The organism is Actinomadura geliboluensis, from assembly GCF_005889745.1.
Classification (GTDB): domain Bacteria; phylum Actinomycetota; class Actinomycetes; order Streptosporangiales; family Streptosporangiaceae; genus Spirillospora; species Spirillospora geliboluensis.
In genome coordinates, this window is record NZ_VCKZ01000072.1 from 1 (window position 1) to 25,622 (window position 25,622).

The following is a 25,622-nucleotide window of genomic DNA, read 5'->3' on the forward strand; positions in this document are numbered from 1 at the left end:
ATAACAGAAAGAGCGACCAGCGGATCCTGTGAAGCCTTTGGGCTTGCTTGAGCCGTGGTGCCTGGAAACAGGCATGCCCGGTTCTGAGGGGGCCGGGTCATGGCAACGTGACCCGGCTACCCGACCGCCACCGCGCGGTAGCGACCAGGTACGACAAGCTCGCCGTCCGCTACCAGGCCACTGTCCACATCGCCGCAATCAACGAGTGGCTGTGACCCCTTTCAAAACACGCCCTAGCCGGATCGACTTGGGGCGGTACGGACACGGTGATCAGGCGGGCGTCGCGTGCGAACCGTTGTGTCTGCCAGCGCCGCAGGGTTGCCCGCGCGGTTTTGAAGGCGAGGACGGTGAGGCCGGTCGCGAGAGCGGCTGTCGACCCATAGTGGGCGACCAGTGCGGGGATGTGCTCGGCCTGGTCGAAGATGTGCGTCCACTCGGGGACATCGCTGGTCGAGGTCATAGCGGGTCGGTCTCGTGGCCGTCGTTGTCCAGCAGTTCGGCGGGGTCGGTGGTGATCACTTTGTGTTCGGCGGGTGAGGAGATGGCGGCGAAGGCTGCCCGGTCGCCGGCGCTTCCGCCGCACAAGAGGCCCTCGCCCCTTTCGGCCGATAGCAAGAACGCTCGTTCGCCTTCGGACAGGCCGAACGCGTCGCCAACGGCGGCGATGGCCTGGGGCGCCTGACGGAGCAGAATCTGAGTCGCGGAGTTGGCGACGACGGCGCGGCCGAGATCGGACGCCAGCAGGTCGGCTGCGTCCTGGGTGACGACGGTCAGCCCCGCCCAGTGCTTTCGGGCTGACTTGGCGAGCCGGTAGAGGAAGCGGGCGCCCTCGGCCTCCTTCATCAGCATCCACGCCTCGTCGACGATGACGAGGCGTGGGCGGCGGTCGGCTGGGTTGGCGACCTTGCGCCAGATGGTGTCCAGCGCGAGCAGCACCCCGACGGACTTGACCTCCTCGGGCAGATCCCGCAGGGAGAACACCACCAGATGCCCGTCCGGACGGGTCGTCGTGGCTTGCGCGAACAGTTCCTTGTAGGACCCAGCGACGTACGGCGTGAGGCGTTCGGCGATCGCCTCGCCCTCGGGATGGGAACTGATGGCGAGTTGTTCGACCAGGTCGGCCAACAAGGGCGCGGGACGCGTCCAGGTAGTGGGGGCCGAGTTGATGCCCTTCGCGGCGTAGGCGGCCAGGACGGCGCGGTCCAGGACGGGCCGCGCAGCGGGTGTCAGGGCCTCGCCGAGCATGGCGGCGACGAGTGTCTGGGTGAACAGGGCGCGGCGGATCAGCGTGTCGTCGCCCTGGTCGGTGGGCAGGTCGAACGGGTTGAACGCAACGTCCTTCGCCCCGAGGCCGAGATGGGTGCCGCCGGTCGTCTCGGCCAGGGCCCGGTATTCGTCCTCCGGATCGATCACCGATACTTCGACGCCGTGGTACAGCAGTCGCAGCGCTTCTAGTTTGGTGAAGTAGCTCTTGCCCGCGCCGGATCGGGCCAGGACGACGGAATTGTGGTTGTCCTGGGCGAACCGGTCCCAGACCACGACGCCGGAGCTGGCGACGTTCACCCCGTACAGCACTTCGTTGGATCCGGTCGGCGCGTTCAGGTCCGGGGACGCGAACGGGAACGACGCGGCCAGCGCGCTGGTGTCGAAGGTGCGGCGCTGCCGGATGGCGTCCGTTCCGAGCGGGAGGGTCGAGACCCAGCCCTGCATGGCGCGGAACGTGGTCGGCTGCGCGTCCAGTAGTAGGGACGCTGCCAGAGCCCGCACTTGCTGAACCTCGCCGTCCAGTTCCTCGGTCGTCCAGGCGTGCACGGTGAGGTAAAGGCCGACGCGGAACAGGCGGCCGTCTCCGCGCGCCAGCGACGAAGCCAGATCGACGGCATCGTCGGCGGCGGCCTCAACGCTGAAGTCGGCCAGCCGGCCCGCCTCGGCGTTAGCGCGCGCACTGGACTCCAGGCGGGCGAGCTGCCGCCGGAGCCGCTGTGCGGCGACCATCGGCGGGATCGGCTCCACGTGTAGGGAGACGTCCAGGCGCCCGGGGTAGGTGAGCAGCGGCTCCAGCCAGCCTGCGCCGACCTCGCGCGGGTATCCGGTGACGGCGAACGACGCGCAGCAGCCGTCCGGCATCTGCAGCGACGACGCGTTCACGCGGAGCGCGGCCGGTGCGAGGAGATCACCCAGCCCGACCCGCTGGTCCCGGTCATTTCCCTCGACGGACGCGTCCGGGGTGACGGCAGCGCGGGCGAGAGCGCGCAGCTTCATCGGACCACCACCTGGACAGCCGAGTGGCCGCTGGCTTGCACGGTCGCGGTCAGGACGTGGGCGAAGTTCTCGCGGTCCAGGCTGCTCAATGTCGAGGCGAGGAACGCGCCGCCGGTGGCCAGCGCGGCGGCGATCTGCAGGACTGCGGCCTCACCCGCGGAGCACACCAGGCGCCCGCCGACCAGCGCTGCGGCGGCCCGGTCCCACTTCACCCAGGCGAGCACGTCTTCGCCGGCGTCCGTGGCGACGTCGCGCTCGATGAACTGTGAACGGAAATCGGCACGGGTCAGCCAGAACCGATGAGCGATCAGCAGCTCTACGGCCGCGAGTTCCCCGCAGGTGCCTTGCGCGTAGCGGCGCAGTCCCTCGGGCAGCTCGTTGATGGCTGGCCGCTGCGAGCGCCGATAGGTGTGCGTCATTGCGAGGCTCCTTCGGTGATGTGGGCGGTGATGGGCTGGTCGATGTCGGCGGGCGGAGCAGGCCGCTGGTAGCCGGGCGAGAACGTGTCCGACAGCACGCGCACGCAGGCATCGGCGTCCAGGACTTCGGCTGTGACGCCGAACCCGGTCAAGGCACGGACGGCTTCAACGGCGCGGCGGGAGACGATGACGGCGCTCGCCTGACGTGCGCGCCTTCGACGTCCCGCGCCAGGGACGGGCTGGTCACGCACGACGATGAGCACCTCGCGCACCAGCAGCGTGCGCGAGGCGCCGAGTTCGTCGAGATAGGCGGCATGGTCCTCTGCCGCTCGCCGCAACGCTGGGTGCGGAAGATCGGGCGCGGCCTCCGCAACGTGTGCGGCGAGGTCGGACAGATCGACCGGACGGGCCCGGATCAAGATCTGCACCGGGGCCTCAAGTGAGTTCAGCCACCGCCCGAAGAACCCGACCAGCGCGGCCTGCTCGGCGGATGTGCGCAACCCGAACGAGATCGTCCCGGCCCGCACCAGCGCGGCCGTCCCCTCACCACCCAGGTCCATGACGCCGTCTTGGCGGACGGCACGGACCGGGAACCGCAGGGCGCCCGGCAGTTGGCCTCGTACTCTGCACCAGGCCGGGGCCTGGGGAATCGGCTCGGGCGCGGCGACGAGCGTCCGTCGTCGGCGAAAATGGTCCAGGGCGGCCAGGACGAATCGGTCCAGTCCCATGCCGTCCCGGCGGCCGAGCGCCATCGCGCATCCCGCCGTCACCAGCGGGAAGCACAGCCCCGCCGTGACCGCGACCGGCAGCAACGGCGAGACGCCGACGAAGACCGACGCCGTGATCACCGCGGTCGCGGCGAGGATGACGAGCTGACGTGTGGTGAGCCCGTACATGATCTTGTCCGGTTGTTCCACGTCGGCCGGGATACGCGCCGACAGCGGCTCGTGATCGTCGTTCAACGGGTCCTCCTGCCATGGCGCCGGTAGCGCGGCGGGTCGAGCCGCACGAACCTGCGCGGTGCCGGACGACGCGGCGCCTCGGCACGCCGGTAGGGCCGTGTCGGCGGCTGCGTCGGGATACGCGGGTGCGGCCGGGCCGGTCCGCCCGCACCCGTCCGACCGGGGACGGGCGGGACGTGCGGCTGGTGCGGCACGCCCCTGGGTGCCGCGCCGTGTCCGGCCCGGTGATGGGTTCCGGTCCCGCCGTGTGCGGCGCTCTGCGCGCCGCTACGGGCACCGTTCGCCGGACCGGGGCGCGGACGATGCCGCCGGTCAGCACCGCGCGGCTGGTGGCATTGTGAGCCATGACCGGGCCCGCGATCGGGGCGCGGTGCCGGGCCGCCATGCGGGCCACCGGACGGCCCACCACGGGGACCGTTCGGGTCGCCACGCCCGCGTGACCCGCCACCGGGTCCGGGCCGGGCAGCCCCGGCGGACGCGGTCTGCGCGGCGCGCGCGCCACGGCCACCCCGCGTCGCCTTCCCAAAGGCACCCAGCACGGCGCCGACGCCCTTGTAGACCACGAACGTCCGCACGAGCTGGCTGAGCACGCGCGGCTGGGCGGGCTGCCAGACGGTGCGCGCGACCCAACGAGGGATACAGATCAGGATGTACAGCAGGGCGATCACCAGCAGCAGGTCGACCAGTTCGGCCTGCTCGGTCGGGACCCCGAAGAAGGCGTGGTTGTTGTCGTTGTGCTGCGACAGCAGCAACTGCAGCGCGTTAATGAACACGAACGACTGGCACACCTGGATCGCCAGAGCGCCGGTGATCCCGCGCCACCACAGCCGGGCGAGGCCGTCGGTGAGCGCCAGCGCGTGGAACATCAACGCGATCGGCGCGACGCCGATAAGGATCATGATGATCGCCAGCCGCATCACGTAGATGAACGCCAGGACGCAGGCCAGGATGACGACCACGAGCGTGACGAGGACGAGGAAGGCCCCGCCGGTGTTGACCGAGGCGCCGATGCCCTCGGCGAAGATCCGCCCGGCCTCATCCGGGTTGATCTCGTCGGCGCCGCTCATGAGGATCGAGCGGGCGAGCCCGTTGGCGAGCTGGATGCCGTACCCGATCACGACCAGGCTGATGTTCATCGCGGCGAACGCCGCCACCAGCCGCACGATCGCCTGTCCGGGGCCGGCGACGCCGGAGAAGGTCTGACCGGCCATCACCAGCACACCGGCGACCAGCACCAGGAGCACGAAGCAGGTGTTGGCGATCACGCGGGACGTCGCCCAGATCTGCTCGGCCTGATTCATCGGCGGCGACCCGATCTCCGGCGTACCGAGCTGGGTACTGGCCAAGAACCCCAGCACCGGCGTCAGGGCGCTCTTGGCCAGCGACCGGAACCAGCCGGTGACCGCCTCCTTGGTGTGGCAGCCGACGTCCACCCAGCCGCAGTCGTCCTCGCCCTCCTGACTTTCGCCGGAGTCGCCGTCGTCTTCCGGATCCAATGGGGTGACCGCGGACGCGGCGCTCGCGTGCTGAACAGAGGAAGACATGTCCGTCGCCGTGTGCAAGACCAGGCTCAACACCGACGTCCCCGCCAGAAGCGCGAGCGCGATCAAGACACGTCTCCGCCGCATCCCGCAGACCCAGGTCCGCATCTTCAGGACCCGACGATGTACTGGAGGATCTGCACCAGGATCGGGGCGAGAGCGGCGATGCCGTAACCGATGGCGGCATTGCGCAGCGTGCGTTTCCCCGCCTCGGCCTCGCCGGGGTCGCCACCGGCCAGCAGGTACCGGACCCCGCCGATCGTCGCGAACAGCGTGGCCAGCGCGACCAGCAGGCCCACAATGACATTGCGCAGGTTGGAGATGACCTCCTGAAGACGCGCATTGTCCCCGGGTGCAGCTCCGGGCATGGCGGAAATGATGTGCGCCTCGGCTGCCGCAGCCAATGTCGCAGCGATCACCATGGCGCACACCAGAACTCCAATACACCACAGCGCAACTGCGGCAGCGAGGCGGCCCCGGCTCACCTCCGGCCGACGAGAGGGAAGAAGCTCTGACAACGGACGGATGCTCAACGGGCAGCCCTCCAGGTATGTGACGAGACTGCGGGTGGAAATGGCAGCGGTAGGTACCGGTCGGAAGGTTGGAAACCACGGGGCGAAGACGGGCCGGGCCTTGCGGGTGTCCTCCTTCGGCAAGGGCACTCGGCGGACGGTCTGACGGATGGGGACCGGGTGACCATCCGGCCCGAGCCCGTCTTCAACCCGGGGTTGCTTCCACTAAGTAACTGGACCGCTCACGCCCCGGTTTTGGACATCAGCGATGCGAAGTCGTCCCGCAGACCCTCGTCGCGCATCGCGGCGACCAGACGCTTTTCGGCGCGGCTGCGGCGCTTCACCAGCGCCGCATACGACATCCCGAGCCGCTCACCCAGGTCGGCCAGGTCCGCGCCTTCCAGCCGGGTCAAGGTGATGATCTCGGCCTCGAACGAGGTGATGACGCCCTGCCGGACGGCTGACTCCATGAGCAGGTCCACGTGCCCCTCCGAGGAGTCGGCGGGGTTGACCCGCGCCAGCGTGCAGGGGTCCACCGGGACCACTTGCGCGTGCCAGCGGTAGGCGCGCTGGACGGCCTTGGCCGACCGCCCCAGCAGCCGCTGCGAGATCCGGGGCTGCTCCAAGTCGATCTCGTGCAGCGCCTCGCAGAACGCCGACAGCAGGTCACCGGCCACTCGCGAGGTGCCGGCCTCCGGCTCGCTCTCCAGACCGCGCAGCCGGTCCCGCACGATGCCCTTCAAACCGGGTAGCGCGATCCCGACACACCCCATGACCCAGGACGACCCGTGGCGGCGGGCGCGCAGCACCAGCTCCCTCCACACGGCGTCCCGGGCCTCCGGACCGGTGGACGGGTGCAGCAGGATCGCCCGGACCTCGTCCAGCGCGATCATGCGGGCGGGCAGCCCGCACCCGAGCGCCGCGCCGTCCACCGACAGCGGGGCCGGGCCGCGCGTCAGCAGATCGAATGTCGTCTCCGCGACGTCCAGGACGTGCCGCGCCGCCTCTGCACCGGAGCGGCGGCAGGCCGCGCGGTTGGAGCGGTCGGCCGGACGGACACCGGTGATGATGCTGGTCACGCTCATGGGAACCCCCGAGAGGTCGGTCGGTGAATCGGTCACCGACATCTCGGCAGAGCCCATGAGCAGATCATGAGCAGCTGACCGGCGGGCACCTTCGACTCGAGGTGCTCATGATCTGCTCACAATCGCCGTGACCTGCGGAAACGCGATCTGCGCATCATGTGCACATGCTGTCAGCGTCTTGAGGTCAAGCGAGCGCATGTGTTGAGATCGCCGCTGACCAGCATGAACACCTGCACCGCAGAGTGCCGCACCAAGAAAACTCAAAACTCCGAGGCGAGCTGTTGCGGCCATGCCGCCTGCGGAGGAAGCGACAGGTCATTTGCCACCAAAACGACTCGTCGGCAGAGTAGGCGGTGTCAGTCGAGAGTGATGCGGAGCGCGCGGATTGCGCGCTTATGGACAAGCGTCCCGGCAACCGCATCTCCAGTTCACGAGTGAGAAGCAGCGGGCCCAGAACGGCGAGTTCGTCTGCCTGGTGCTCGATAGCAAGAACGTGGGCACGGGCATGGGCGACACCCACACCTCTGCGGACTGGTTAGGCGCCGACGGCAAGTTGGTATCCGGCGTTGGCGCCATCGGCGGAGTCCGTGAGGCCAAGGCCCTGCTAGACAGCATTCTCGGGCAAGAGACCCCCGGTCCCAGGCAGTACATGTCGGGAAGATCAGCTACGACGCGCCGACCAAGCGACCCGGCGCCATCGCTGTCGAAGACCGAAACGGGATGCTGCTCTTCCGGGTCAACTACCTACCGGAATCAGCTACCGTAAAGGTTACTCAGTAACACCAGGGGGAGGAGAACGCGCATGGCACAGAAGGTCATAGTTCAGATGACAGACGACCTCGACGGCGCCGAAGCCAGCGAGACGGTGTCGTTCGCCATCGACGGCAAGGCGTATGAGATCGACCTCAGCGAGAAGAACGCCGACAAGCTTCGAAGCGCTCTTCACCCGTACATGGACGGCGGGCGTCGAATCAAGGCCGTCAGGGGAGGTAAAGCCACGACTCGCGGCACCAGCAGCCGCGAGCGCAGCGCCGAGATTCGAGAGTGGGCGAAGTCCACCGGCGTCAAGGTGAACGATCGCGGGCGCATCCCCGCCAACGTCATCGAGCAGTACGAAGCGGCTCACTAGCCGAACATCCATAGAGGGACCCACCTATGCCAGGCGGGTCCCTCTACGCATGTCCGAAGGAGCATCTCGGAGACGCGGCAAAATCGGATCAGAAATCTGGGCCAGGCGTGTCCAAAATCGGGTGGGCCGCCGTCCAGTTACTTGGTGAGACAGGGGACCGGGCGACCATCACGGGTCACCCGACATGACCAGCACCAACAAGCAGAACCCGACACCCGCCAGCAGCGCGCGGCATCTCCTGCCGCTCAGCGTCTGGCTCTGCCCGGACGACACCACCGACCAGTCCACCCACGACGCGCATCCCTGCCAAGGCTCCGCCCACCGGGCACCACGCACCCGAACCTGCGAACGGCACCTGGGCACCATCAGCTCCGGCCTCGCGCGCCACCTCATCACCACCGCCACCCGCGAAGGCGACATCATCGCCGAGCCGTTCACCACCAACTCCGCCACCCTGCGCGCGGCGGCCGAACTCGACCGGCACGCCGTCGCCTGCGTCCCGCATTTTCCGCTCGCTCAGCACATCGGCGCGCAGCTACGCGCTCACCTGCCGCACGAGCACCTTGCGCGTGTCGTGATGCGGCCCTGTCGTGCCGACCAGATGCATCTCGGCCTGGCCGACCACGCCAGGCAGGTCGCGCTGGTCATTGCGGCACCACCCACGGCCGGGAGCCGTACCGCCGAACCGAAGCCGAGGCGGGCACGGGGAGCGTGCCCGGCGTGCTTGTCGGACGTCCTGACCGACAGCGCCTTCCACGCCCAGTCGTTCCTGCCGGCCGCCTATCGGGTGTTGCGGCCCGGTGGTCACCTCGCCGTCGTGACGACCGCCCGGCACCACAACGGGCATCTCATCGATCCGGCACCGGGGATTATCCGCGAGGCGCGCAAGGCCGGGTTCCGCTACAGCCAGCACATCATCGCCGTCCGCGTCCCCGTCGAGGGCGACACCCTGCTCATCCAGGCCGGCCCCGCCAGCCTGGGACAGCTCCGCGACATCCGCTCCCAGGCCCTGCCACCGGCGGCCCGCGTGCACGCCGACGTCTGCATCCTCGCGCGACCGGGCAACAGCGGCCAGGAAGGTGACCGATGAACACCACCTCCCGCACCGAGACCTGCGGGCTCGCGTCTGTGCTGCTCACCGGGCAGCAGCCCTCACGCCTCCAGCGCAAGGGCCGCTATACGCCCGAGTCGATGACGCACCCGGCCAAGATGCTTCCCGCGATCGCCGCCCACGTCATCGCGGCGTACACCGAGCCCAACGACCTGGTCATCGACCCCATGTGCGGCATCGGCACGACTCTCGTCGAAGCCGTCCACCAAGGACGCCACGCCATCGGGATGGAGTACGAGGCGCACTTCGCGCAGATGGCCGCCAGCAACCTCTGCCACGCCCGCTCCCAGGGTGCCATCGGTAGCGGACATGTCGTCCACGGCGACGCCCGCAACATCGCCACCGCGCTCGCCACGCAGGCCGGCACCGCCGCACTCGTGCTGACCTCGCCGCCCTACGGGGCGACCACCCACGGGCAGGTATGCACCGGCCGAGACAACGGCGGCGGAAAGATCGACAAATCCCACAACCGCTACTCCACCGACCGCCGCAACCTCGCCCACCGTCCGACCGCCGAACTTATCGCCGGATTCGGGCAGATCCTCACCGGCTGTGCGGCCCTGCTCCACCCCGGCGGAGTCATTGCCGTCACCGTTCGCCCCTTCCGCGTGGCCGGCGAACTGGTCGACCTGCCGGGCCAGGTAATCGACGTCGCCGAAGACAACGGCCTGGTCCTGGCCGATCGGTTCGCCGCCCTGCTGTGCGGCCTGCGCGACGGTCAGATCATCACCCGAGCCTCCTTCTTCCAGATGATCGAATCCCGCCGCCTCCGCGAACACGGCATCCCAGCCGTGGCGACGGCCCACGAGGACCTCCTGCTGTTCCAACCAGCCCAGGAACTGCGTGCCGGAGGTGGTCAGTGAACGCTCATCGTCGTTTCGGCAGGCAGGCCGATTGCTCGCTGCGCGCCTGTTCGCCGTACATCCCCTGCGACTTGACGGGGCTTGACCTCGCCCAACGAGGTCCGGCTGGATCGACCGGCCGATTCCGGTTCGACAGCGCCACCGGGACGGGCGGGGCGGTCACTCCATGAGCGCCCCGAAGAAGACCAAACGACACATCCGGGTCTCCGTGCCGGACGAGCCACCACAGCTAACGCCGGACGCAGCTGGCGTCCTGCTGCGGATGCTGCTCGCGGCACGCTCCAGGCCGGGGCCGAAACACGAGCACAAACAGGAGGACAACGAATGACGGTGTCGAATGTGCCGCTGCCGCAGGCGGGCGTCCAGCAGCAGGGGTTGAGGTTCGCCTTCTACGGGCGGGTCTCGACCGAGGACAACCAGGACCCAGCCGCTTCACGCGCCTGGCAGCTCCGTCGCGCGATAGGCCTCGTCGAGCCCAAGGGCGGAACGATCGTCGCCGAGTACTTCGACGTCGACAAGTCCCGCTCGATCCCATGGGCCCGCCGTCCGCAAGCCTCCGCGCTGATCGAGGCGCTCAAGAACCCTGTCCGCGACTTCGACGCGGTCGTCGTGGGCGAGCCCCACCGGGCCTTCTACGGCAACCAGTACTCGCTCACGTTCCCGCTGTTCGAGCACTTCCGTGTGCCGCTATGGGTGCCCGAGGTCGGGGGCGTGATCGACCCGGCGAACGAAGCCCACGACATGATCATGGGCGTCTTCGGTGGCCTGTCCAAGGGCGAGCGCAACCGCATCAAGATCCGTGTCCGTTCGGCCATGGCCGCGATCACCGCGACCGAGGGCCGCTACCTCGGTGGACGCCCGCCCTACGGGTATGAGCTGATCGACGCCGGACCGCACCCCAACCCGGCCAAGGCCGCGGACGGCAAGCGCCTTCGCCGCCTGGTCTCTCACCCGGCCTATTCGCTGGTGGTGAAATGGATCTTCGCCCAGTTCATCGGCGGACGGGGCATCTTCGACATTGCCGAGGAACTCACCCGCGAGGGCGTCCCGTCCCCGTCGGCGGCCGACCCGACCCGCAACCAGCACCGGATCCAGGTCGCCTGGTCGAAGTCGGCGGTGCGGGTCATCATCACCAACCCGCGCTACACCGGCCGCCAGGTCTGGAACAAGCAGCGCAAGGACGAGGTCCTGCTCGACGTTGAGGACGTCGCGCTCGGCCACACCACCAAGCTGCGTTGGAACGACCGGGACCAGTGGGTCTGGTCCGAGCAGCAGGCCCATGAACCGCTTGTGTCGGTCGAGGACTTCGAACGTGCCCAGGCCATCCTCGCCTCACGCGGCCGCGGCCCGGCGACGCACAAGCCGCACCGGACCCGGCGTCCCTACGCGTTTCGAGGGTGCCTGCAGTGCGGATACTGCGAACGGAAGATGCAGGGCAACTGGAACAACGACCAGGCGTACTACCGGTGCCGGTTCCCGGCCGAGTACGCGCTCGCCAACAAGGTCGTCCACCCCAAGGTCGTCTACCTGCGCGAGGCCGAGATCATCGAGGACATCGACACCTGGCTCGTCACGGCGTTCTCGCCGACCCGCATCAAGGCCACGATCGAGGCGATGGCCGCGCAGGCCAACGTCACGGAGAACACGGCCGCCACCCAGCTCCGCAAGCAGCTCGCCACCTGTGACCAGCGCCTCAACCAGTATCGCGCCGCTCTCAACGCGGGCGCCGACGCCGTCCAGGTCGCGGCGTGGATCAACGAGACCGAGCAGGAACGCGCTCGGCTGAAGGGCGAGCTGGACGCCATCCCGGCAGACCAGACGGTCACCAGCGATGGGTTGGCGGAGCTGCTGCAGCAGACCGGCGAACTCGCTCGCGCGGTCGTCCACGCTTGCCCCGACGACAAGGCGGACCTCTACGCGAAGCTCGGGCTGAAGATGACGTACTACCCGCAGAAACAGCTAGTGGAAGCCAGGGTGGTCCCGACTTCCACATGTGCTAATGGTTTGTGTCCGAGGGGGGACTTGAACCCCCATGCCCCGTAAAGGGCACTAGCACCTCAAGCTAGCGCGTCTGCCTATTCCGCCACCCGGACCTGGTGTGCAGGCCGCAGCGGGGCTGCGGCGGGCTTCACTGTACCAAAGGAGACGAGTCGCGGCGAAGTCGATCGGCGGGCACCATGGGACGGGTACGCGAGGACGCGAGGTGATCACTGTGGTTCGGCAGCCGACCGCTGAGGACGAGGTCGTCCGGCTCTGCCAGGAGCTGATCCGGATCGACACCAGCAACCCGGGCGATCATTCGGGGCCGGGGGAGCGGGTGGCGGCGGAGTACGTCGCGGAGAAGCTCGAGGAGGTCGGCCTGGAGGCGCGGATCTTCGAGTCGCATCCGGGGCGGGCGAGCGTCGTGGCGCGGGTCGAGGGGGAGGATCCCGGGCGGGACGCGCTACTGCTGCACGGGCATCTCGACGTGGTGCCGGCCCGCCGGGAGGACTGGACGCGGGATCCGTTCGGCGGCGAGATCGCCGACGGGTGCGTCTGGGGGCGCGGCGCCGTCGACATGAAGGACATGGACGCGATGATCCTCGCGGTGGTGCGGCAGCGCCTGCGGGAGGGGCGCAGGCCGCCCCGGGACGTCGTGCTGGCCTTCCTGGCCGACGAGGAGGCCGGCGGGACATGGGGTGCGCAGTGGCTGGTGCGGGAGCATCCGGAGCTGTTCGAGGGGTGCACGGAGGCCGTGGGGGAGGTCGGCGGGTTCAGCCTGACGGTGCCCGGGGACCGGCGGATGTACCTGATCGAGACGGCGGAGAAGGGCATCGCGTGGATGAACCTGACCGCGCGGGGCACGGCCGGGCACGGGTCGATGGTGCATCCGGACAACGCGGTCACGGCGGTGGCGGCGGCGGTCGCGCGGCTGGGGTCGCACGAGTTCCCGGTGCGGCTCACGAAGTCCGTGCGGGCCTTCCTGGAGCGGGCCTGCATGGCGTACGGGGTGGAATTCGATCCGGAACGTCCGGAAAAGTGCCTTGATGAGATCGGGCCGCTGGCGCGGATGATCGGCGCGACGCTCCGCAACACGCTCAATCCGACGCGGCTGGACGCCGGGTACAAGACGAATGTCATTCCGCAGAGCGCCACGGCTCAGGTCGACGGGCGCTTTCTGCCCGGGCACGAGGCAGAGTTCTTCGCGGTCGTGGACGAACTTCTCGGACCGGACGTGCAGCGCGATTTCGTCCACCATGACCAGGCGGTCGAGACCGACTACGAGGGGGCGCTCGTCGCGGCCATGGAGGCGGCCCTGACCTCGGAGGACCCGGGCGCGCTGCCGGTGCCGTACTGCCTGAGCGGCGGGACGGACGCCAAGTCGTTCGCGCGGCTGGGCATGCGCTGCTTCGGCTTCGCGCCGCTGAAATTGCCCCCAGAGTTGGACTTTTCCGGAATGTTCCATGGGGTCGACGAGCGCGTTCCAGTGGACGGGCTCCGCTTCGGCGCCAGGGTCCTCGACAAATTCCTTGATCGCTCCTGAATTTGCCAACGCCAATGCGTTCCGTGGTGCTAACGTCACTCTTCGTTGAGGGTGGTTCGGGTGCAACGGAGGGTGTTCGGTGGCAGGGGACGCGGCACGGGTCGGGACGGTCTCCGTCCGGCTGCGCCGCGTCCCCACCGGACGGGCCGTCCGGCGGCTGCTCGTCCTCGGCGGGCTGCTGATCGCGGGCTGGCTCCTCGGCTGCGCGGCGCAGTCCGCGCACGCCGACGAGCTCCCGCCACCGGCGGCGCACCTCGCCGCCAAGGCCCCCGTGCTGGAGCGGGCGGCCGCGATCGTGCACGAGCACGAGCCGGTGAAACGGGCCGTGGCGCCCGTGACCGCGGACGTGCCGCCCGCGGCGGTCCCGGAGCTCCCGCCTCCGGTGCGGCAGGCACCGGTCCGGCCGGGCGTGCGGCGCCCCGATGTGGTGCGGTCGAGTACCTCGGCCGTCCGGGTGGCGACGCGCCCACGGCCTGACGTGCACCTGCCCGCGCGGGGCCACCGCGCCCCCGCCGTCTCGAAGGTCGAGCACACACGGCCCGCCATCGGGCATGCGCCCCGGCACGCCGTCCAGCACCCGGCGCCGCCCGCCCCCGAGCGGCACGGCGATCACTCGGACGCGGCCGGCATCGGCGGCGGCGTGACCGCCGGCTTCCCCGACACCGTCACTTGGGTCCCGCCCCCGCCGCGCGCGCCGCTCGCGCGCGTCTCCGGCGCGCTTCCCCCGGCCGTCCGCACCGCCGCGGACGAGCCGTCCTTCGCGCCCGACTGACCCCTGTTCACAGGCTCCGGACGCGTGCCCGTGCGGCTCGGGCGCGCCGGTCCGGTCATCCGCCGTGCCCCCGGCGCGGCATGTCATCCCCCACGAGACCCACGGCACACGTGCGTCTCCACACATCCCCTGAACGGAGCATCATGCGAACGCGGGCAAAGGGCACATCGCGTGCCGCGGTGCTCGCCGCGGGCTTTGTCGCCCTCGGCGTCACCGTCCTCCCGTCCCACGCCTTCGCCGACGTCACGAGCGGCGACGGCGGGATCCTGAGCGGCAACCAGATCGACGCGCCGGTCTCCGCGCCGGTCGACGTCAGCGGCAACAACGTCGCCGTGGCCGGCATCGGCGACGCCACGTCCCACGGCGGCGCCAAGGTCCACAAGCGGCACGCGGACGGGCAGCGGACGTCCGGCGCGCACGGCATCGCGTCCGGCAACCAGGTCAACGCCCCCATCTCGGCGCCGGTGAACGTCTGCGGCAACAGCGCCGCGGTCGTCGGCACGGCGAACTCCGGCTGCAAGGGCGGCGCCAAGGTCAACGGCGGCGGCGCCCACGGCGGTCAGACCACCGACGGGTCGGGCGGCGTCCTCGCGGGCAACCAGCTGAACGCGCCGATCTCCGCACCCGTCAACGTGTGCGGCAACGCCGCCGCGGTCGCCGGGAACGCGGTGGCCGGCTGCGAGGGCGGCGCGCACGTCGAGAACGGCGGACACGCGGGCTCCGGGCAGGAGACGTCCGGCGTCGCCGGAGTCGGCAGCGGAAACCAGGGCAACGTTCCGATCAGCGCGCCCGTGGACGTCTGCGGCAACACGGTCGGCAACGGCGCCGCGTCCTGCGCGGGCGGGGCGTCCGTCCACGGCGGCGGCCACTACGGGGCGGGCCACCAGATCACCGACGGCGCCTCCGGGGTCCTGTCCGGGAACCAGGAGAACTCGCCGATCAGCGTCCCCGTGAACGCCTGCGGCAACGCGGCGGCCGTGGTCGGACACGCCTGGGCGTTCTGCGAGGGCGGGGCCCACGCGACCCCCGCGACCGGCGGCCACCAGCACACGTCCGGGACGGGCGGCGTCCTCGCCGGAAACCAGGCGCACGCCCCGACCAAGGCCCCCGCGGACGCCTGCGGCAACACCGCCGCGCTCGTCGGCATCGCGTCCGCCCAATGCCAGGACGGCAACGGCGGGTACCCCGGCTATTCCTCGTCGCCCCGCCCGCTCGACCTCCTGCCCGGGACCGGGAGCCACCCCGTCCTCCCCAGGGTCGCGAGCGACCTTCCTTCTGTGACCGACCTGCCGGGCCAGGCGAACGTCCTTAGTTCCTACAGCCGTGCCCAGGGCGGCACCACCCCCTCACCGGCCACCCTGCTCGACATGGCCGGAACGCCCAGCGCCAACAACCTGCTCCAGCCGCGCGAACTGCCCCAGACCTTGGGACGCCCGGCGGCGGACGGTCAGCGCACCAAGAACGGCCTGCCCGGCACGGAGGGCCTCCTTGGGGCGATCGGGCTGACCCAGGTCAGTGACCTGGTGGTGCCGGTGGCGGCCGGGCAGCGTGCGCAGGGCGGCGTGCCGGGCGCGGAGGAGCTGCTCGCGGCGAACGGGCTGAGCCAGGTCAACGGCCTGGTTCTGCCGGCTGCTGGGCAGCGGGCACAGGGCGGTGTGCCGGGTGCGGAGGACCTGCCTGGGGTGAACGGGTTGGCCCAGGTCAACGATCTGGTGGTGCCGGTGGCGGCTGGGCACCGGACGCAAGGTGGTCTGCCGGGTACGGACGGTGTTCCAGTGAACGGTGAGCTGACCGAGGTGGGTGATCTCGTCCAGGCGGGCGGGCTGCCTGGGGTGTCGGTGGTGGGCGCGCGGCGGGCCGAGGTGCCCGGCGCGGACGGGCTGCTGCCGGTGGACGCTCCGCTCGGGACGCTCGGGACGCTCGGACGGCCCGGGCTGACTGGCGGACTACCCAGCATGGGCTTCTCCAAGCTGGTCAAGCCGCAGGACGAGCGGGCGGAGGCCGTGCGGCCGGGGCTGCTCGACGTCGTCCTCCGGCAGGATCCGCTGGCCGCGGTGACCGGGCTCGTGACGGTCAACCCGCCGGTGCCGCCCGCCGGGGCGGGCGGCGGTGCCGTCCAGCAGCGGGCGGGCGCGGGGCAGGAGGGGCCGGTCGCGGTCTCCGTGCTCGACACGCGGGCCCTGCAGGACGGTACGGGTGAGCTCGGGGCCGTGCGGAACGTCGCAGCGGACGGGCCGATCATCGAGGACGGTGCCGGGTCGCTGTGGGCGCTCGGCGCGAGCGCGGTGCTGGGCGCCGTCGCCGGGGTGCTGGCGCTGGCGCGCCGGATGCTGCCGGGCGGGCGCCGCTGACCTGCGCGCACAGATCTTCGCCCGTCCCGGAGGCGCGGTCCGGGGCGGGCGAAGCCATGTTTTCGGGCAACGGTGCGTCAACGGAGTGCTACGCTCCGCCGAGGGCGGTGGGTCAGAAGGTGCGGACGGCGCGGATGACCTTGCGGCGAAGTTGAATACGGCGGCGGCCGTCCGGGTAGAGGCGCAACCGATCGATTTCCCAGCCGCCGCGTTCCGCGTGCTCGGTCAGGATCTGCCGGGCGGTATCCCGCGTGGTGCCGCGCGGCAGTGAGAGGACGAGGTAGGTGTACTCCGCCATTGCGACCATTATTACTTGGTCTACCGTGCGTCCGGCACCCTACGGTGGGGCGTCCCGGTCCGCGCGGCGTCCGGCGGCATGTCATCCTGTCGGAGGCGCGGGGCTACTGCACCGCAGGGGCGGCACGATGGTCGGGGAGCGCGCGGGCATGAACGCGCCGTCCTGCGACGTTGTATGAAGCCGGTAAGAAAGAGCCTGTGTTAGAGGACCAAGACAGCGAGGTTGGAGCGACTGTGCCAGCCAAGAACGGCACCGCGAGCAGTGGCCGGGGGAACGGCGCGGGGACGCGCCTGGTGATCGTCGAGTCGCCGGCGAAGGCGAAGACGATCGCGGGGTACCTGGGCCGCGGCTACATCGTGGAGTCCAGTATCGGCCACATCCGGGACCTGCCCGGGAGCGCCTCGGAGGTGCCGGCCAAGTACAAGGGCGAGCCGTGGGCGAAGCTCGGCGTGAACGTCGAGCGCGAGTTCGAGCCGCTGTACGTGGTCAACTCCGACAAGCGGCAGCAGGTCCAGAAGCTGAAGAAGCTGCTGGCCGAGGCCGACGAGCTCTACCTCGCGACGGACGAGGACCGGGAGGGCGAGGCGATCGCCTGGCACCTCCAGGAGGTCCTGAAGCCGAAGGTGCCGGTGCACCGGATGGTCTTCAACGAGATCACCAAGGACGCGATCCAGCGCGCCGCCGCGAACCCGCGCGAGCTGAACATGCCGCTGGTGGACGCGCAGGAGACGCGCCGCGTCCTGGACCGCCTCTACGGGTACGAGGTCAGCCCCGTCCTGTGGAAGAAGGTCATGCCGAAGCTGTCGGCGGGCCGGGTGCAGTCGGTGGCGACGCGGCTGGTGGTCGAGCGGGAGCGGGAGCGGATCGCGTTCGTCCCCGCCCACTACTGGGACATCGCGGGCCAGTTCGACACCGGGAAGGACGAGGAGCCGAAGGTCTTCAAGGCCGGGCTCGTCAGCGTCGACGGCAAGCGGGTCGCGCAGGGCCGCGACTTCGCGTCCGACGGCACCCTGAAGACGCGGGACGCGCTGCACCTGGACGAGACCGCGGCGCGCGCGCTGGCGGAGCGGCTGCGCGGCAGGCCGTACGAGGTCAAGTCCGTCGAGCGCAAGCCGTACACGCGCAAGCCGTACCCCCCGTTCCGGACGACGACCCTCCAGCAGGAGGCCAGCCGGAAGCTGAACTTCTCCGCGAAGTACACGATGTCGGTGGCGCAGAAGCTGTACGAGAACGGCTTCATCACCTACATGCGAACCGACTCGATCACCCTGTCGGAGACGGCGATCACGGCGGCCCGGCGGCAGGCCGCGTCGCTGTTCGGCGGCGAGTACGTGCCGGACAAGCCGCGCGTCTACGCGTCCAAGGTCAAGAACGCGCAGGAGGCGCACGAGGCGATCCGCCCGGCGGGCGACACGTTCCGCACCCCGGCGGAGACGGGCCTCAGCGGCGACCAGTTCCGGCTGTACGAGCTGATCTGGAAGCGGACGATCGCGTCCCAGATGAAGGACGCGGCGGGCCAGTCGGTGTCGATCCGGGTGACCGGGCTGTCGACCGAGAACGAGCGCGCGGAGTTCGGCGCGACCGGTAAGACGATCACGTTCCACGGGTTCCTGAAGGCGTACGTGGAGAGCGCGGACGACCCGTCCACCGACCGGGACGACCAGGAGCGGCGGCTGCCGAACCTGGCGGAGGGCGACGCGCTGACCGCGAACGCGGTGGACGCCGAGGGCCACTCGACCCGCCCGCCGGCCCGCTACACCGAGGCCAGCCTGGTCAAGGAGCTGGAGGAGCGGGAGATCGGGCGGCCGTCGACGTACGCCTCGATCATCGGGACGATCCTGGCGCGCGAGTACGTGTTCAAGAAGGGCACGGCGCTGGTCCCGTCGTTCCTGGCGTTCGCCGTGACGAACCTGCTGGAGCAGCACTTCGGCAACCTGGTCGACTACGACTTCACGGCGCACATGGAAGACGGCCTCGACGAGATCGCGCGCGGCGACGCCGAGCGGGTCCCGTGGCTGAACCGGTTCTACTACGGCGACAACGGCGAGGAGGGCCTGCGGGAGCTGGTCGGTGACATCGGCGACATCGACGCCAAGGGCATCAGCTCGTTCCCGATCAAAGGCTCCGACATCGTGGTGCGGGTCGGCCGGTACGGCTCCTACCTGGACCGGGACGGCGAGCGGGTCAACATCCCCGACGACATCGCGCCGGACGAGCTGACCGCCGAGAAGGCGGAGGAGCTGCTCGCGCAGCCGTCCGGCGACCGGGAGCTCGGCACCGATCCGGCGACGGGGCACACGATCGTCGCGAAGTCGGGGCGGTTCGGCCCGTACGTCACCGAGATCCTGCCGGAGCCGGCGCCGCCCGCCGAAGGCGAGAAGAAGAAGCGGACGAAGAAGGCGGACGCCCCGAAGCCGCGCACCGGGTCGCTGTTCAAGTCGATGTCGCTGGACACGATCACCCTGGACGACGCGCTGAAGCTGCTGTCGCTGCCGCGCACGCTGGGCGAGCTGGACGGCGAGCCGGTGACCGCGCAGAACGGCCGGTTCGGCCCCTACATCAAGCGGGGGACGGACAGCCGGTCGCTCGGCTCCGAGGAGGAGCTGTTCACCGTCACGCTGGAGCAGGCGAAGGAGCTGTTCGCCCAGCCGAAGCAGCGCGGCCGCCGGGCGGCCGCCGCGGCGCCGCTGCGCGAGCTGGGCAAGGACCCGGCGAGCGAGAAGCCGGTGGTGGTGAAGGAGGGGCGGTTCGGCCCGTACGTGACCGACGGTGAGACGAACGCGAGCCTCCGCAAGGGGGACGAGGTGGAGTCGATCACGATCCAGCGGGCGGCGGAGCTGCTCGCGGAGCGCCGCGAGAAGGTCGCCGCGGGCGGCGGCAAGAAGAAGGCGGCGCCCCGCCGCCGAACCTCCGCGAAGTCCGGCTCCTAGGGACATCTACGCCGATACCCTGACCGACATGACCAGAACGGGCGCACCCCGGCCGCACCCCGCCGCGTCACAGCCGCCGGGCGTTTCGTCGCTTCCGCCGATCGGGCCGTTCCGGCGGCTCCGGACCGCGCTGTCGCTGTCCAGCCTCGCGCAGTGGCTCAGTGTCCCCGCACTGACCGCCATGGCCGCGCTGCTGACCCGCGACGACGACGTGTCCGTCCAGGCGCAGGCGGTCGGCGGCACGCTGGTGCTGATGCTGCTGCCGGCGGTGCTGCTCGCGCCGCTCGGCGGGATGCTCGCCGCGCGCGTCGACCGCCGCCTCATGCTGCTGATCGCGGACGTGCTGCGGCTGGTCGTCGTCGTGACGGTGCCGCTCGTCGGCATGCTCGCGTGGACGCTCGCCGCGGCGTTCCTCGTGTCGTGCCTGAGCCTGCTGTGGGTCGCGGCGGCGCGCGCGTCGCTGTCCGCCGCGCTGCCGGACGAGGAGCAGCCCCGCGCCGCCCGCGCCGCGACCCGCGTGAACTACGGCCCGGCGCCGGTCGCCGCCGTGCTGTTCGCCGTCCTCGCGCTGATCGCGGACGGGACGTTCGGCCGCGACTCGCGCGCCGACCTCGCGCTCTACGTGACGGCCGGGGTGTTCGCCGTCGCGACCGCCGCGGTCGCGCTGATCCGGGAGATCCCGGTCACGGCGATGCACCCGGTCCCGGCGCCGCTGAAGCTGCTGTTCCAGGGCCCCGGGACGGCCGCCGCGCGCGGGCTTGGGCTCGCGGTCGCCGGGGCGTCCCTCACTGCGGGCGCGGTCGTCGCCGTCGCCCGCGTCCACACGGCCGCGCTCGGCGGAGGGAACGCCGGGTACGGCACCGTCCTCGCCGGGCTGGCGGTCGGGCTCGGGTTCGGGGCGTTCCTCGGGCCGCGCGTCCTGGTGCCGTTCAGCCGCCGCCGGCTGCTCGGCCTCGCGCTGATCGCCGCCGCGCTCACGTTGGTGGTGATCGCGCTCGTCCAGAACCTCGTCGTCGTGGTGTTCCTGGCGGCGTTCCTCGGGGTGTTCGCCGGGGCCGCGTGGTCGACGGCCGCGGGCGCGGTGACCGACCCCGACGCCCCGGAGGACGCCCGTCCCACCGCCTACCTGCGCTCCGTGGCGCTCGTCGCCGCGCTGGTCGCGTTCGTCGCGGTCCCGCTGATCGCGGGGGCGCTGGGCGAGCACCGGATCGATCTCGGCGGCGGCGTCTACGACTTCACCGGTTCCGGCGGCGGACTGCTGATCGCGGCGGTCGTGGCGCTGGTCGCCGCGCTCCCGGCGTACCGGCGGCTGGACGACCGGCGGGGCATCCCGCTCGTCCCCGACCTGCGCGCCGCCCTGCGCGGCGAGATCTACACGCCGCCGCAGCAGGCGCCCGACGCGCCGCAGCCCGCGCACCGCGAACGCGGCGTGTTCATCGCGTTCGAGGGCGGTGAGGGCGCAGGCAAGACCACCCAGTCGCGGCTCGCCGCGATCTGGCTGCGCGACCACGGCTACGACGTCGTCACCACGCACGAGCCCGGCGCCACCAAGATCGGCATGCGGCTGCGCGCGATGCTGCTCGACCGCGACACGACCGGCCTGTCCGACCGCGCCGAGACGCTGCTGTACGCGGCCGACCGCGCCGACCACGTGGCCAACGTGATCAAGCCGGCGATGGAGCGCGGCGCGATCGTCGTCAGCGACCGGTACGTCGACTCGTCCCTCGCCTACCAGGGGTTCGGGCGGCAGCAGGCGGTCGAGGACATCGTGCGCGTCAACGCCTGGGCGACCGGCGGCCTCGTCCCGGACCTGACCGTCCTGCTGGAGATCCCGCCGGAGGCGGGGCTGCGCCGGCTGCCCGCGCCCGCCGACCGCATCGAGTCCGAGCCGCAGGACTTCCACGAGCGCGTCCGCGCCGGGTTCCGCGCGCTCGCCGAGGCCGACCCCGACCGGTACCTGATCCTGGACGCGAGCCGCCCGCAGGGCGAGCTGAGCCGGGAGATCCAGTACCGCATCCGGGAGATCCTCCCCGACCCCGTCCCGGCGGGCACGGAGGACGCCACGAGCACCTTCCCGGCCATCCGCGACTTCTGATCCGTCCGGCCGGTTAGCCTCTATCCCATGAGCGTGTGGGATGACCTGGTCGGGCAGGAGCCCGTCGTCGCGCAGCTGTCGTCGGCCGCGGAGGGCACGAGCGGCCTGGCGCACGCGTGGCTGTTCACCGGGCCTCCCGGGGCGGGGCGGTCGGCGGCGGCGCGGGCGTTCGCGGCGGCGCTGCAGTGCGAGGAGGCGCCGCGCGGCTGCGGGCACTGCGCGTCCTGCCACCAGGTGCTCCAGGGCACGCACGCGGACGTGGAGGTCGTCCGGCCGCAGGGACTGTCGTACGGGGTGAAGGAGGCGCGCGCGCTGGTGCTGCGGGCGTCGTCGTCCCCGACGGGCGGGCGCTGGCAGGTCGTGCTGTTCGAGGACGCCGACCGGGCGACGGAGGCGGCGGCGAACGCGCTGCTGAAGGCGATCGAGGAGCCCCCGGCCCGGACGGTGTGGCTGCTGTGCACGCCGTCCCCGGACGACCTGCTGGTGACGATCAGGTCGCGGTGCCGGCTGGTGACGCTGCGGACGCCGCCGATCAGCGCCGTCGCGGACGTCCTCGCCCTGCGCGACGGCGTCGACCGCGAGACCGCGGACGTCGTGGCGCGGGCCGCGCAGGGGCACATCAGCCGGGCGCGGCGCCTCGCGACCGACCCGCAGGCGCGGCGGCGGCGGGCCGAGGTGCTGGCGGTGCCGCGCCGGCTGTCGTCGGTGGGCCCGGCCGTGGCGGCGGCGGAGTCGCTGGTCGCGGCGGCGAAGGCGGAGGCGAAGGCGCAGACGGAGGAGCTGAACGAGTCGGAGACGTCCGCGCTGCGGCAGGCCCTCGGGGAGAGCGCGAAGGGCCGGATGCCGCGGGGCACGGCCGGCGCGCTGAAAGAGCTGGAGGCCCGGCAGAAGTCGCGCGCGACCCGGCTGGAGCGCGACGCCCTCGACCGGACGCTGCTCGACCTCGCGTCGTACTACCGGGACGTCCTGACGCTGCAGCTCGGGGCGGGCACGGAGCTGGTCAACACCGAGCTCGGGCCGGAGCTGCGGACGGCCGCGGCGCAGGGCCGGCCCGAGGACACGCTGAAGCGGCTCGACGCGATCATGGCGTGCCGGGAGCGGCTGGAGGCGAACGTCAACCCGCTGCTGGCCGTGGAGGCGCTCACGCTGGCGCTCCGCACCGGGTGATGACGTCTTACAAGGAATCTCCCTTTTCGTTACATAAACGTACGCAACTCTCAACAGCCGCACGCGTACCTTCGCCTGGTTTACCCCCAAATACCCGGGCTAGCTCCCCACGGCCAGGAGGTCAGCTTTGCGGCGAGCCTTGATTTCCGCCGCGTGCGCCGTCGCCACCATGGCGGCTCTCGCGGTCCCAGCGTCAGCGGAACCCACACCAGCGCAGGCGAAGGGTGAGGTGTCGGAGTACGTCGTCCTCTACAAGGAACGCGTATCCCCCGGACAGGCCCACCAGGCGGTGCGGGCGGCCGGCGGCAAGATCGTCCACGAGAACCGCGATGTGGGCGTCGCGACGGTCCGGTCCGACAACCCCGAGTTCATCCGCGCGGTGATGCGCCAGCGCGCCCTGGAGGGCGTCGCGCACAACCGGATCATCGGGCAGGCCCCGAAGGCCAAGAAGGCGGCCCCGAAGGTCGAGCGGATGACCGGCACCAAGAGCACGGTGTCGCTGAAGGGCGCCCCGTCCAAGGACGCCGAGCCGCTCGCGGACCTGCAGTGGGACATGAAGCAGATCCACGCGACGGCTGACGGCTCGTACAAGAAGGAGCCGGGCGACAAGCGCGTGCTCGTCGGCGTCCTCGACACCGGTGTGGACGGCGACCACCCGGACATCAAGCCGAACTTCAACCGTCAGCTGAGCCGCAACTTCACCACCGACATCCCGACGGACGCCAACGGCAACGAGGTCGACGGCCCCTGCGAGTTCAAGTCGTGCGTCGACCCCAACGACTGGGACGACAACGACCACGGCACGCACGTCGCGTCCACGATCGCCTCGCCCCGCAACGGGCTCGGCATGGCGGGCGTCGCGCCGAACGTGTCGATCGTGAACCTGCGCGTCGGCCAGGACTCCGGCTACTTCTTCCTGCAGCCGACCGTCGACGGCCTCACCTACGCGGCCAAGCACGGCATCGACGTGGTCAACATGTCGTACTACATCGACCCGTGGCTGTGGAACTGCGGCAACAACCCCGCCGACAGCCCCGAGGACCAGCTCGAGCAGCGCACCATCATCAAGGCCGCGCAGCGCGCCCTGGACTTCGCGCACGACCGCGGCGTCACGCTGATCTCGGCGGCGGGCAACGACCTCGTCGACTACACGAAGACCAACCAGGACGACTCCAGCCCCGACTTCCCGTCCACGCCGGGCGAGGAGCCGCACGACCGGACGGTCCCGGCGAGCTGCGTGTCGATGCCGTCCGAGGGCGAGCACGTCATCCCGGTCTCGGCGACCGGCCCGTCCACCCGCAAGTCGTACTACAGCAGCTTCGGCAACGGGTACGTCGCCGTGGCGGCGCCCGGCGGCGACAAGGTCGACAACGCCGAGCAGCGTCCGGACGACAAGGGCGGCATCTGGGCCGCCTACCCCGAGCGCCTCGCGAAGGAGCGCGGCGAGCTGAACGCGGACGGCACGCCGAAGGTGCCGTACATCATCCGCAGCTGCAAGGGCGACGACTGCGCCTACTACCAGTCGATCCAGGGCACCTCGATGGCGTCGCCGCACGCCGTCGGCGTCGCCGCGCTCATCGTCAGCCGGTACGGGCACCGGGACACCCGGAACGGCGGCCTGACGCTGAGCCCGAACACGGTCGAGCGCGTGCTGCGCGGCACGGCGACCGCCAAGGAATGCCCGAGCCCGCGGACCGTCGAGTACGTCTGGTACACCTCGGCGGGCAAGCAGACCTCGACGCAGACCTGTGAGGGCTCGAAGGAGCAGAACGGGTTCTTCGGCAACGGCATCGTGGACGCGCTGAACGCCGTCCGCAGCTGACGCCGCCGCTCGACCCACCCCAGGACGCGACCCCCGGCCCCCCGGCCGGGGGTCGTGTTCTGTCCGGGGGGCGGCTCACCCCCGGTCGTGCTGGGCGTTCCAGGGGTGGACACCGTCATCGTTGAAAGGCGCTGACCTCGGGCATGATGGGGGTCATGCCGTACCGCGTCACGTTCGTTTGCACGGGTAACATCTGCCGCTCCCCGATGGCCGAGTGGGTCCTGCGCCACCACGTCGAGCAGGAGGGCCTGGACGTCGAGGTCGACAGCTCCGGCACCGGCAGCTGGCATGTGGGCGACGGGGCCGACGAGCGGACGGTCGCCACGCTGGAACGGGCCGGCTACCGGTCGGCGCACGTCGCGCGGCAGTTCGAGCCGTCCTGGTTCGGCCGGTACGACCTGATCCTGGCGCTGGACGAGGGGCACCTGCGGGCGCTGCGCTCGATGGCGCCGGACGAGGAGGCGCGCGGCAAGACCAGGCTGCTGCGCGAGTTCGACCCGGACGCGGCCGGCGACCTGGACGTCCCCGACCCGTACTACGGGAGGCCCGCCGACTTCGACCTGGTCATGGAGCAGGTCGAGGCGGCGATGCCCGGCCTCCTGGAGGAGATCCGCGCCGCGCTCAAGGAGCGCTGAGTGCGGGCCCGGCTGGAGCGCCTCCTCGGCACGGGGGTCGCGGACGTGCGCGGCCTCGGCTCCAGCCACTCCTGGACGCTGCACCGGGCGTCCCTCGCCGACGGCCGCGAGGTGTTCGTGAAAGCCGCCGCCGACCGGGCCGGGG

General features: G+C 71.0%; 19 protein-coding genes and 1 tRNA gene. 12 read left to right on the forward strand and 8 right to left on the reverse strand.

Annotated elements, in window-relative coordinates; all coding sequences use genetic code 11:
* Positions 1 to 456: 456 nt before the first annotated feature.
* The 6 genes from ETD96_RS12790 to ETD96_RS12815 all read right to left on the reverse strand — a co-directional run bounded on the left by ETD96_RS12790 (position 457) and on the right by ETD96_RS12815 (position 6,781).
* Positions 457 to 2,262, reverse strand: coding sequence for a VirB4 family type IV secretion system protein (locus tag ETD96_RS12790; RefSeq protein ID WP_171069000.1), 1,806 nt, complete (start codon positions 2,260 to 2,262; stop codon positions 457 to 459).
* Positions 2,259 to 2,681 (reverse strand): hypothetical protein, encoded by a 423-nt coding sequence (locus ETD96_RS12795; protein ID WP_138636544.1) that lies wholly within the window; start codon positions 2,679 to 2,681, stop codon positions 2,259 to 2,261. The genes ETD96_RS12790 and ETD96_RS12795 overlap by 4 nt, the downstream gene beginning before the upstream one ends.
* The gene (locus tag ETD96_RS12800; protein WP_138636545.1) at positions 2,678 to 3,643 is read right to left on the reverse strand and encodes a PrgI family protein; all 966 of its coding nucleotides are present in this window, start codon (positions 3,641 to 3,643) and stop codon (positions 2,678 to 2,680) included. Before ETD96_RS12800 ends, ETD96_RS12795 begins: the two co-directional genes overlap by 4 nt.
* Entirely contained in the window at positions 3,640 to 5,253 is a 1,614-nt protein-coding gene (locus ETD96_RS12805) for a TrbL/VirB6 family protein (protein ID WP_138636546.1), read from the reverse strand. The genes ETD96_RS12800 and ETD96_RS12805 overlap by 4 nt, the downstream gene beginning before the upstream one ends.
* A 41-nt stretch (positions 5,254 to 5,294) precedes the next feature.
* Entirely contained in the window at positions 5,295 to 5,606 is a 312-nt protein-coding gene (locus ETD96_RS12810; protein WP_205719237.1) for a pilin, read from the reverse strand.
* Between the two features lie 332 nt (positions 5,607 to 5,938).
* Positions 5,939 to 6,781 carry a hypothetical protein gene (locus ETD96_RS12815; RefSeq protein WP_138636547.1) on the reverse strand — a complete coding sequence of 281 codons (843 nt, stop codon included), beginning with the start codon at positions 6,779 to 6,781 and terminating at the stop codon, positions 5,939 to 5,941.
* 802 nt (positions 6,782 to 7,583) lie between these two features.
* On the opposite strand from ETD96_RS12815, the gene ETD96_RS12820 reads away from it, so the two are divergent.
* From ETD96_RS12820 to ETD96_RS12835, 4 genes are all read left to right on the forward strand, one after another.
* Positions 7,584 to 7,910 (forward strand): histone-like nucleoid-structuring protein Lsr2, encoded by a 327-nt coding sequence (locus ETD96_RS12820; protein ID WP_138636548.1) that lies wholly within the window; start codon positions 7,584 to 7,586, stop codon positions 7,908 to 7,910.
* A 184-nt stretch (positions 7,911 to 8,094) separates the two neighbouring features.
* The gene (locus tag ETD96_RS12825; RefSeq protein ID WP_138636549.1) at positions 8,095 to 9,000 is read left to right on the forward strand and encodes a class I SAM-dependent methyltransferase; all 906 of its coding nucleotides are present in this window, start codon (positions 8,095 to 8,097) and stop codon (positions 8,998 to 9,000) included.
* Positions 8,997 to 9,884, forward strand: a complete 888-nt coding sequence (locus ETD96_RS12830) for a TRM11 family SAM-dependent methyltransferase (protein WP_138636550.1) — start codon at positions 8,997 to 8,999, stop codon at positions 9,882 to 9,884. The genes ETD96_RS12825 and ETD96_RS12830 overlap by 4 nt, the downstream gene beginning before the upstream one ends.
* 324 nt (positions 9,885 to 10,208) lie before the next feature.
* Positions 10,209 to 11,927 carry a recombinase family protein gene (locus ETD96_RS12835; RefSeq protein WP_205719238.1) on the forward strand — a complete coding sequence of 573 codons (1,719 nt, stop codon included), beginning with the start codon at positions 10,209 to 10,211 and terminating at the stop codon, positions 11,925 to 11,927.
* Here ETD96_RS12835 and ETD96_RS12840 read toward each other — a convergent pair.
* Positions 11,892 to 11,977, reverse strand: a tRNA-Leu gene (locus ETD96_RS12840). The genes ETD96_RS12835 and ETD96_RS12840 overlap by 36 nt on opposite strands.
* A 110-nt stretch (positions 11,978 to 12,087) precedes the next feature.
* Between ETD96_RS12840 and ETD96_RS12845 the strand changes: the two genes are divergently transcribed.
* The 3 genes from ETD96_RS12845 to ETD96_RS12855 all read left to right on the forward strand — a co-directional run bounded on the left by ETD96_RS12845 (position 12,088) and on the right by ETD96_RS12855 (position 16,530).
* On the forward strand, positions 12,088 to 13,407 hold the full coding sequence (locus ETD96_RS12845) for a M20/M25/M40 family metallo-hydrolase (RefSeq protein WP_138636551.1): 1,320 nt from the start codon (positions 12,088 to 12,090) through the stop codon (positions 13,405 to 13,407).
* Positions 13,408 to 13,486: 79 nt separating this feature from the next.
* Positions 13,487 to 14,179 carry a hypothetical protein gene (locus ETD96_RS12850; protein WP_138636552.1) on the forward strand — a complete coding sequence of 231 codons (693 nt, stop codon included), beginning with the start codon at positions 13,487 to 13,489 and terminating at the stop codon, positions 14,177 to 14,179.
* Between the two features lie 143 nt (positions 14,180 to 14,322).
* On the forward strand, positions 14,323 to 16,530 hold the full coding sequence (locus ETD96_RS12855) for a chaplin family protein (RefSeq protein WP_171069001.1): 2,208 nt from the start codon (positions 14,323 to 14,325) through the stop codon (positions 16,528 to 16,530).
* Positions 16,531 to 16,642: 112 nt separating this feature from the next.
* Here ETD96_RS12855 and ETD96_RS12860 read toward each other — a convergent pair whose 3' ends face one another.
* Positions 16,643 to 16,828 (reverse strand): DUF5703 family protein, encoded by a 186-nt coding sequence (locus tag ETD96_RS12860; protein ID WP_021596264.1) that lies wholly within the window; start codon positions 16,826 to 16,828, stop codon positions 16,643 to 16,645.
* A 233-nt stretch (positions 16,829 to 17,061) separates the two neighbouring features.
* Here ETD96_RS12860 and topA point away from each other — a divergent pair, with 233 nt between their 5' ends.
* The 5 genes from topA (at position 17,062) to ETD96_RS12885 (ending at position 25,477) form a co-directional block, all read left to right on the forward strand.
* Positions 17,062 to 19,758 (forward strand): type I DNA topoisomerase, encoded by a 2,697-nt coding sequence (topA, locus tag ETD96_RS12865; RefSeq protein ID WP_138636554.1) that lies wholly within the window; start codon positions 17,062 to 17,064, stop codon positions 19,756 to 19,758.
* A gap of 28 nt (positions 19,759 to 19,786) precedes the next feature.
* Positions 19,787 to 21,853, forward strand: a complete 2,067-nt coding sequence (gene tmk, locus ETD96_RS12870; protein ID WP_138636555.1) for a dTMP kinase — start codon at positions 19,787 to 19,789, stop codon at positions 21,851 to 21,853.
* 27 nt (positions 21,854 to 21,880) lie between these two features.
* Complete coding sequence (locus tag ETD96_RS12875; RefSeq protein ID WP_138636556.1) at positions 21,881 to 23,020, forward strand: DNA polymerase III subunit delta'; 1,140 nt, start codon at positions 21,881 to 21,883, stop codon at positions 23,018 to 23,020.
* Positions 23,021 to 23,249: 229 nt separating this feature from the next.
* Positions 23,250 to 24,842 (forward strand): S8 family peptidase, encoded by a 1,593-nt coding sequence (locus ETD96_RS12880; protein ID WP_240807574.1) that lies wholly within the window; start codon positions 23,250 to 23,252, stop codon positions 24,840 to 24,842.
* Positions 24,843 to 24,997: 155 nt separating this feature from the next.
* Positions 24,998 to 25,477: a low molecular weight protein-tyrosine-phosphatase gene (locus ETD96_RS12885; RefSeq protein ID WP_138636558.1), complete on the forward strand. Its 480-nt coding sequence runs from the start codon at positions 24,998 to 25,000 to the stop codon at positions 25,475 to 25,477.
* The last annotated feature ends 145 nt before the right edge of the window (positions 25,478 to 25,622 follow it).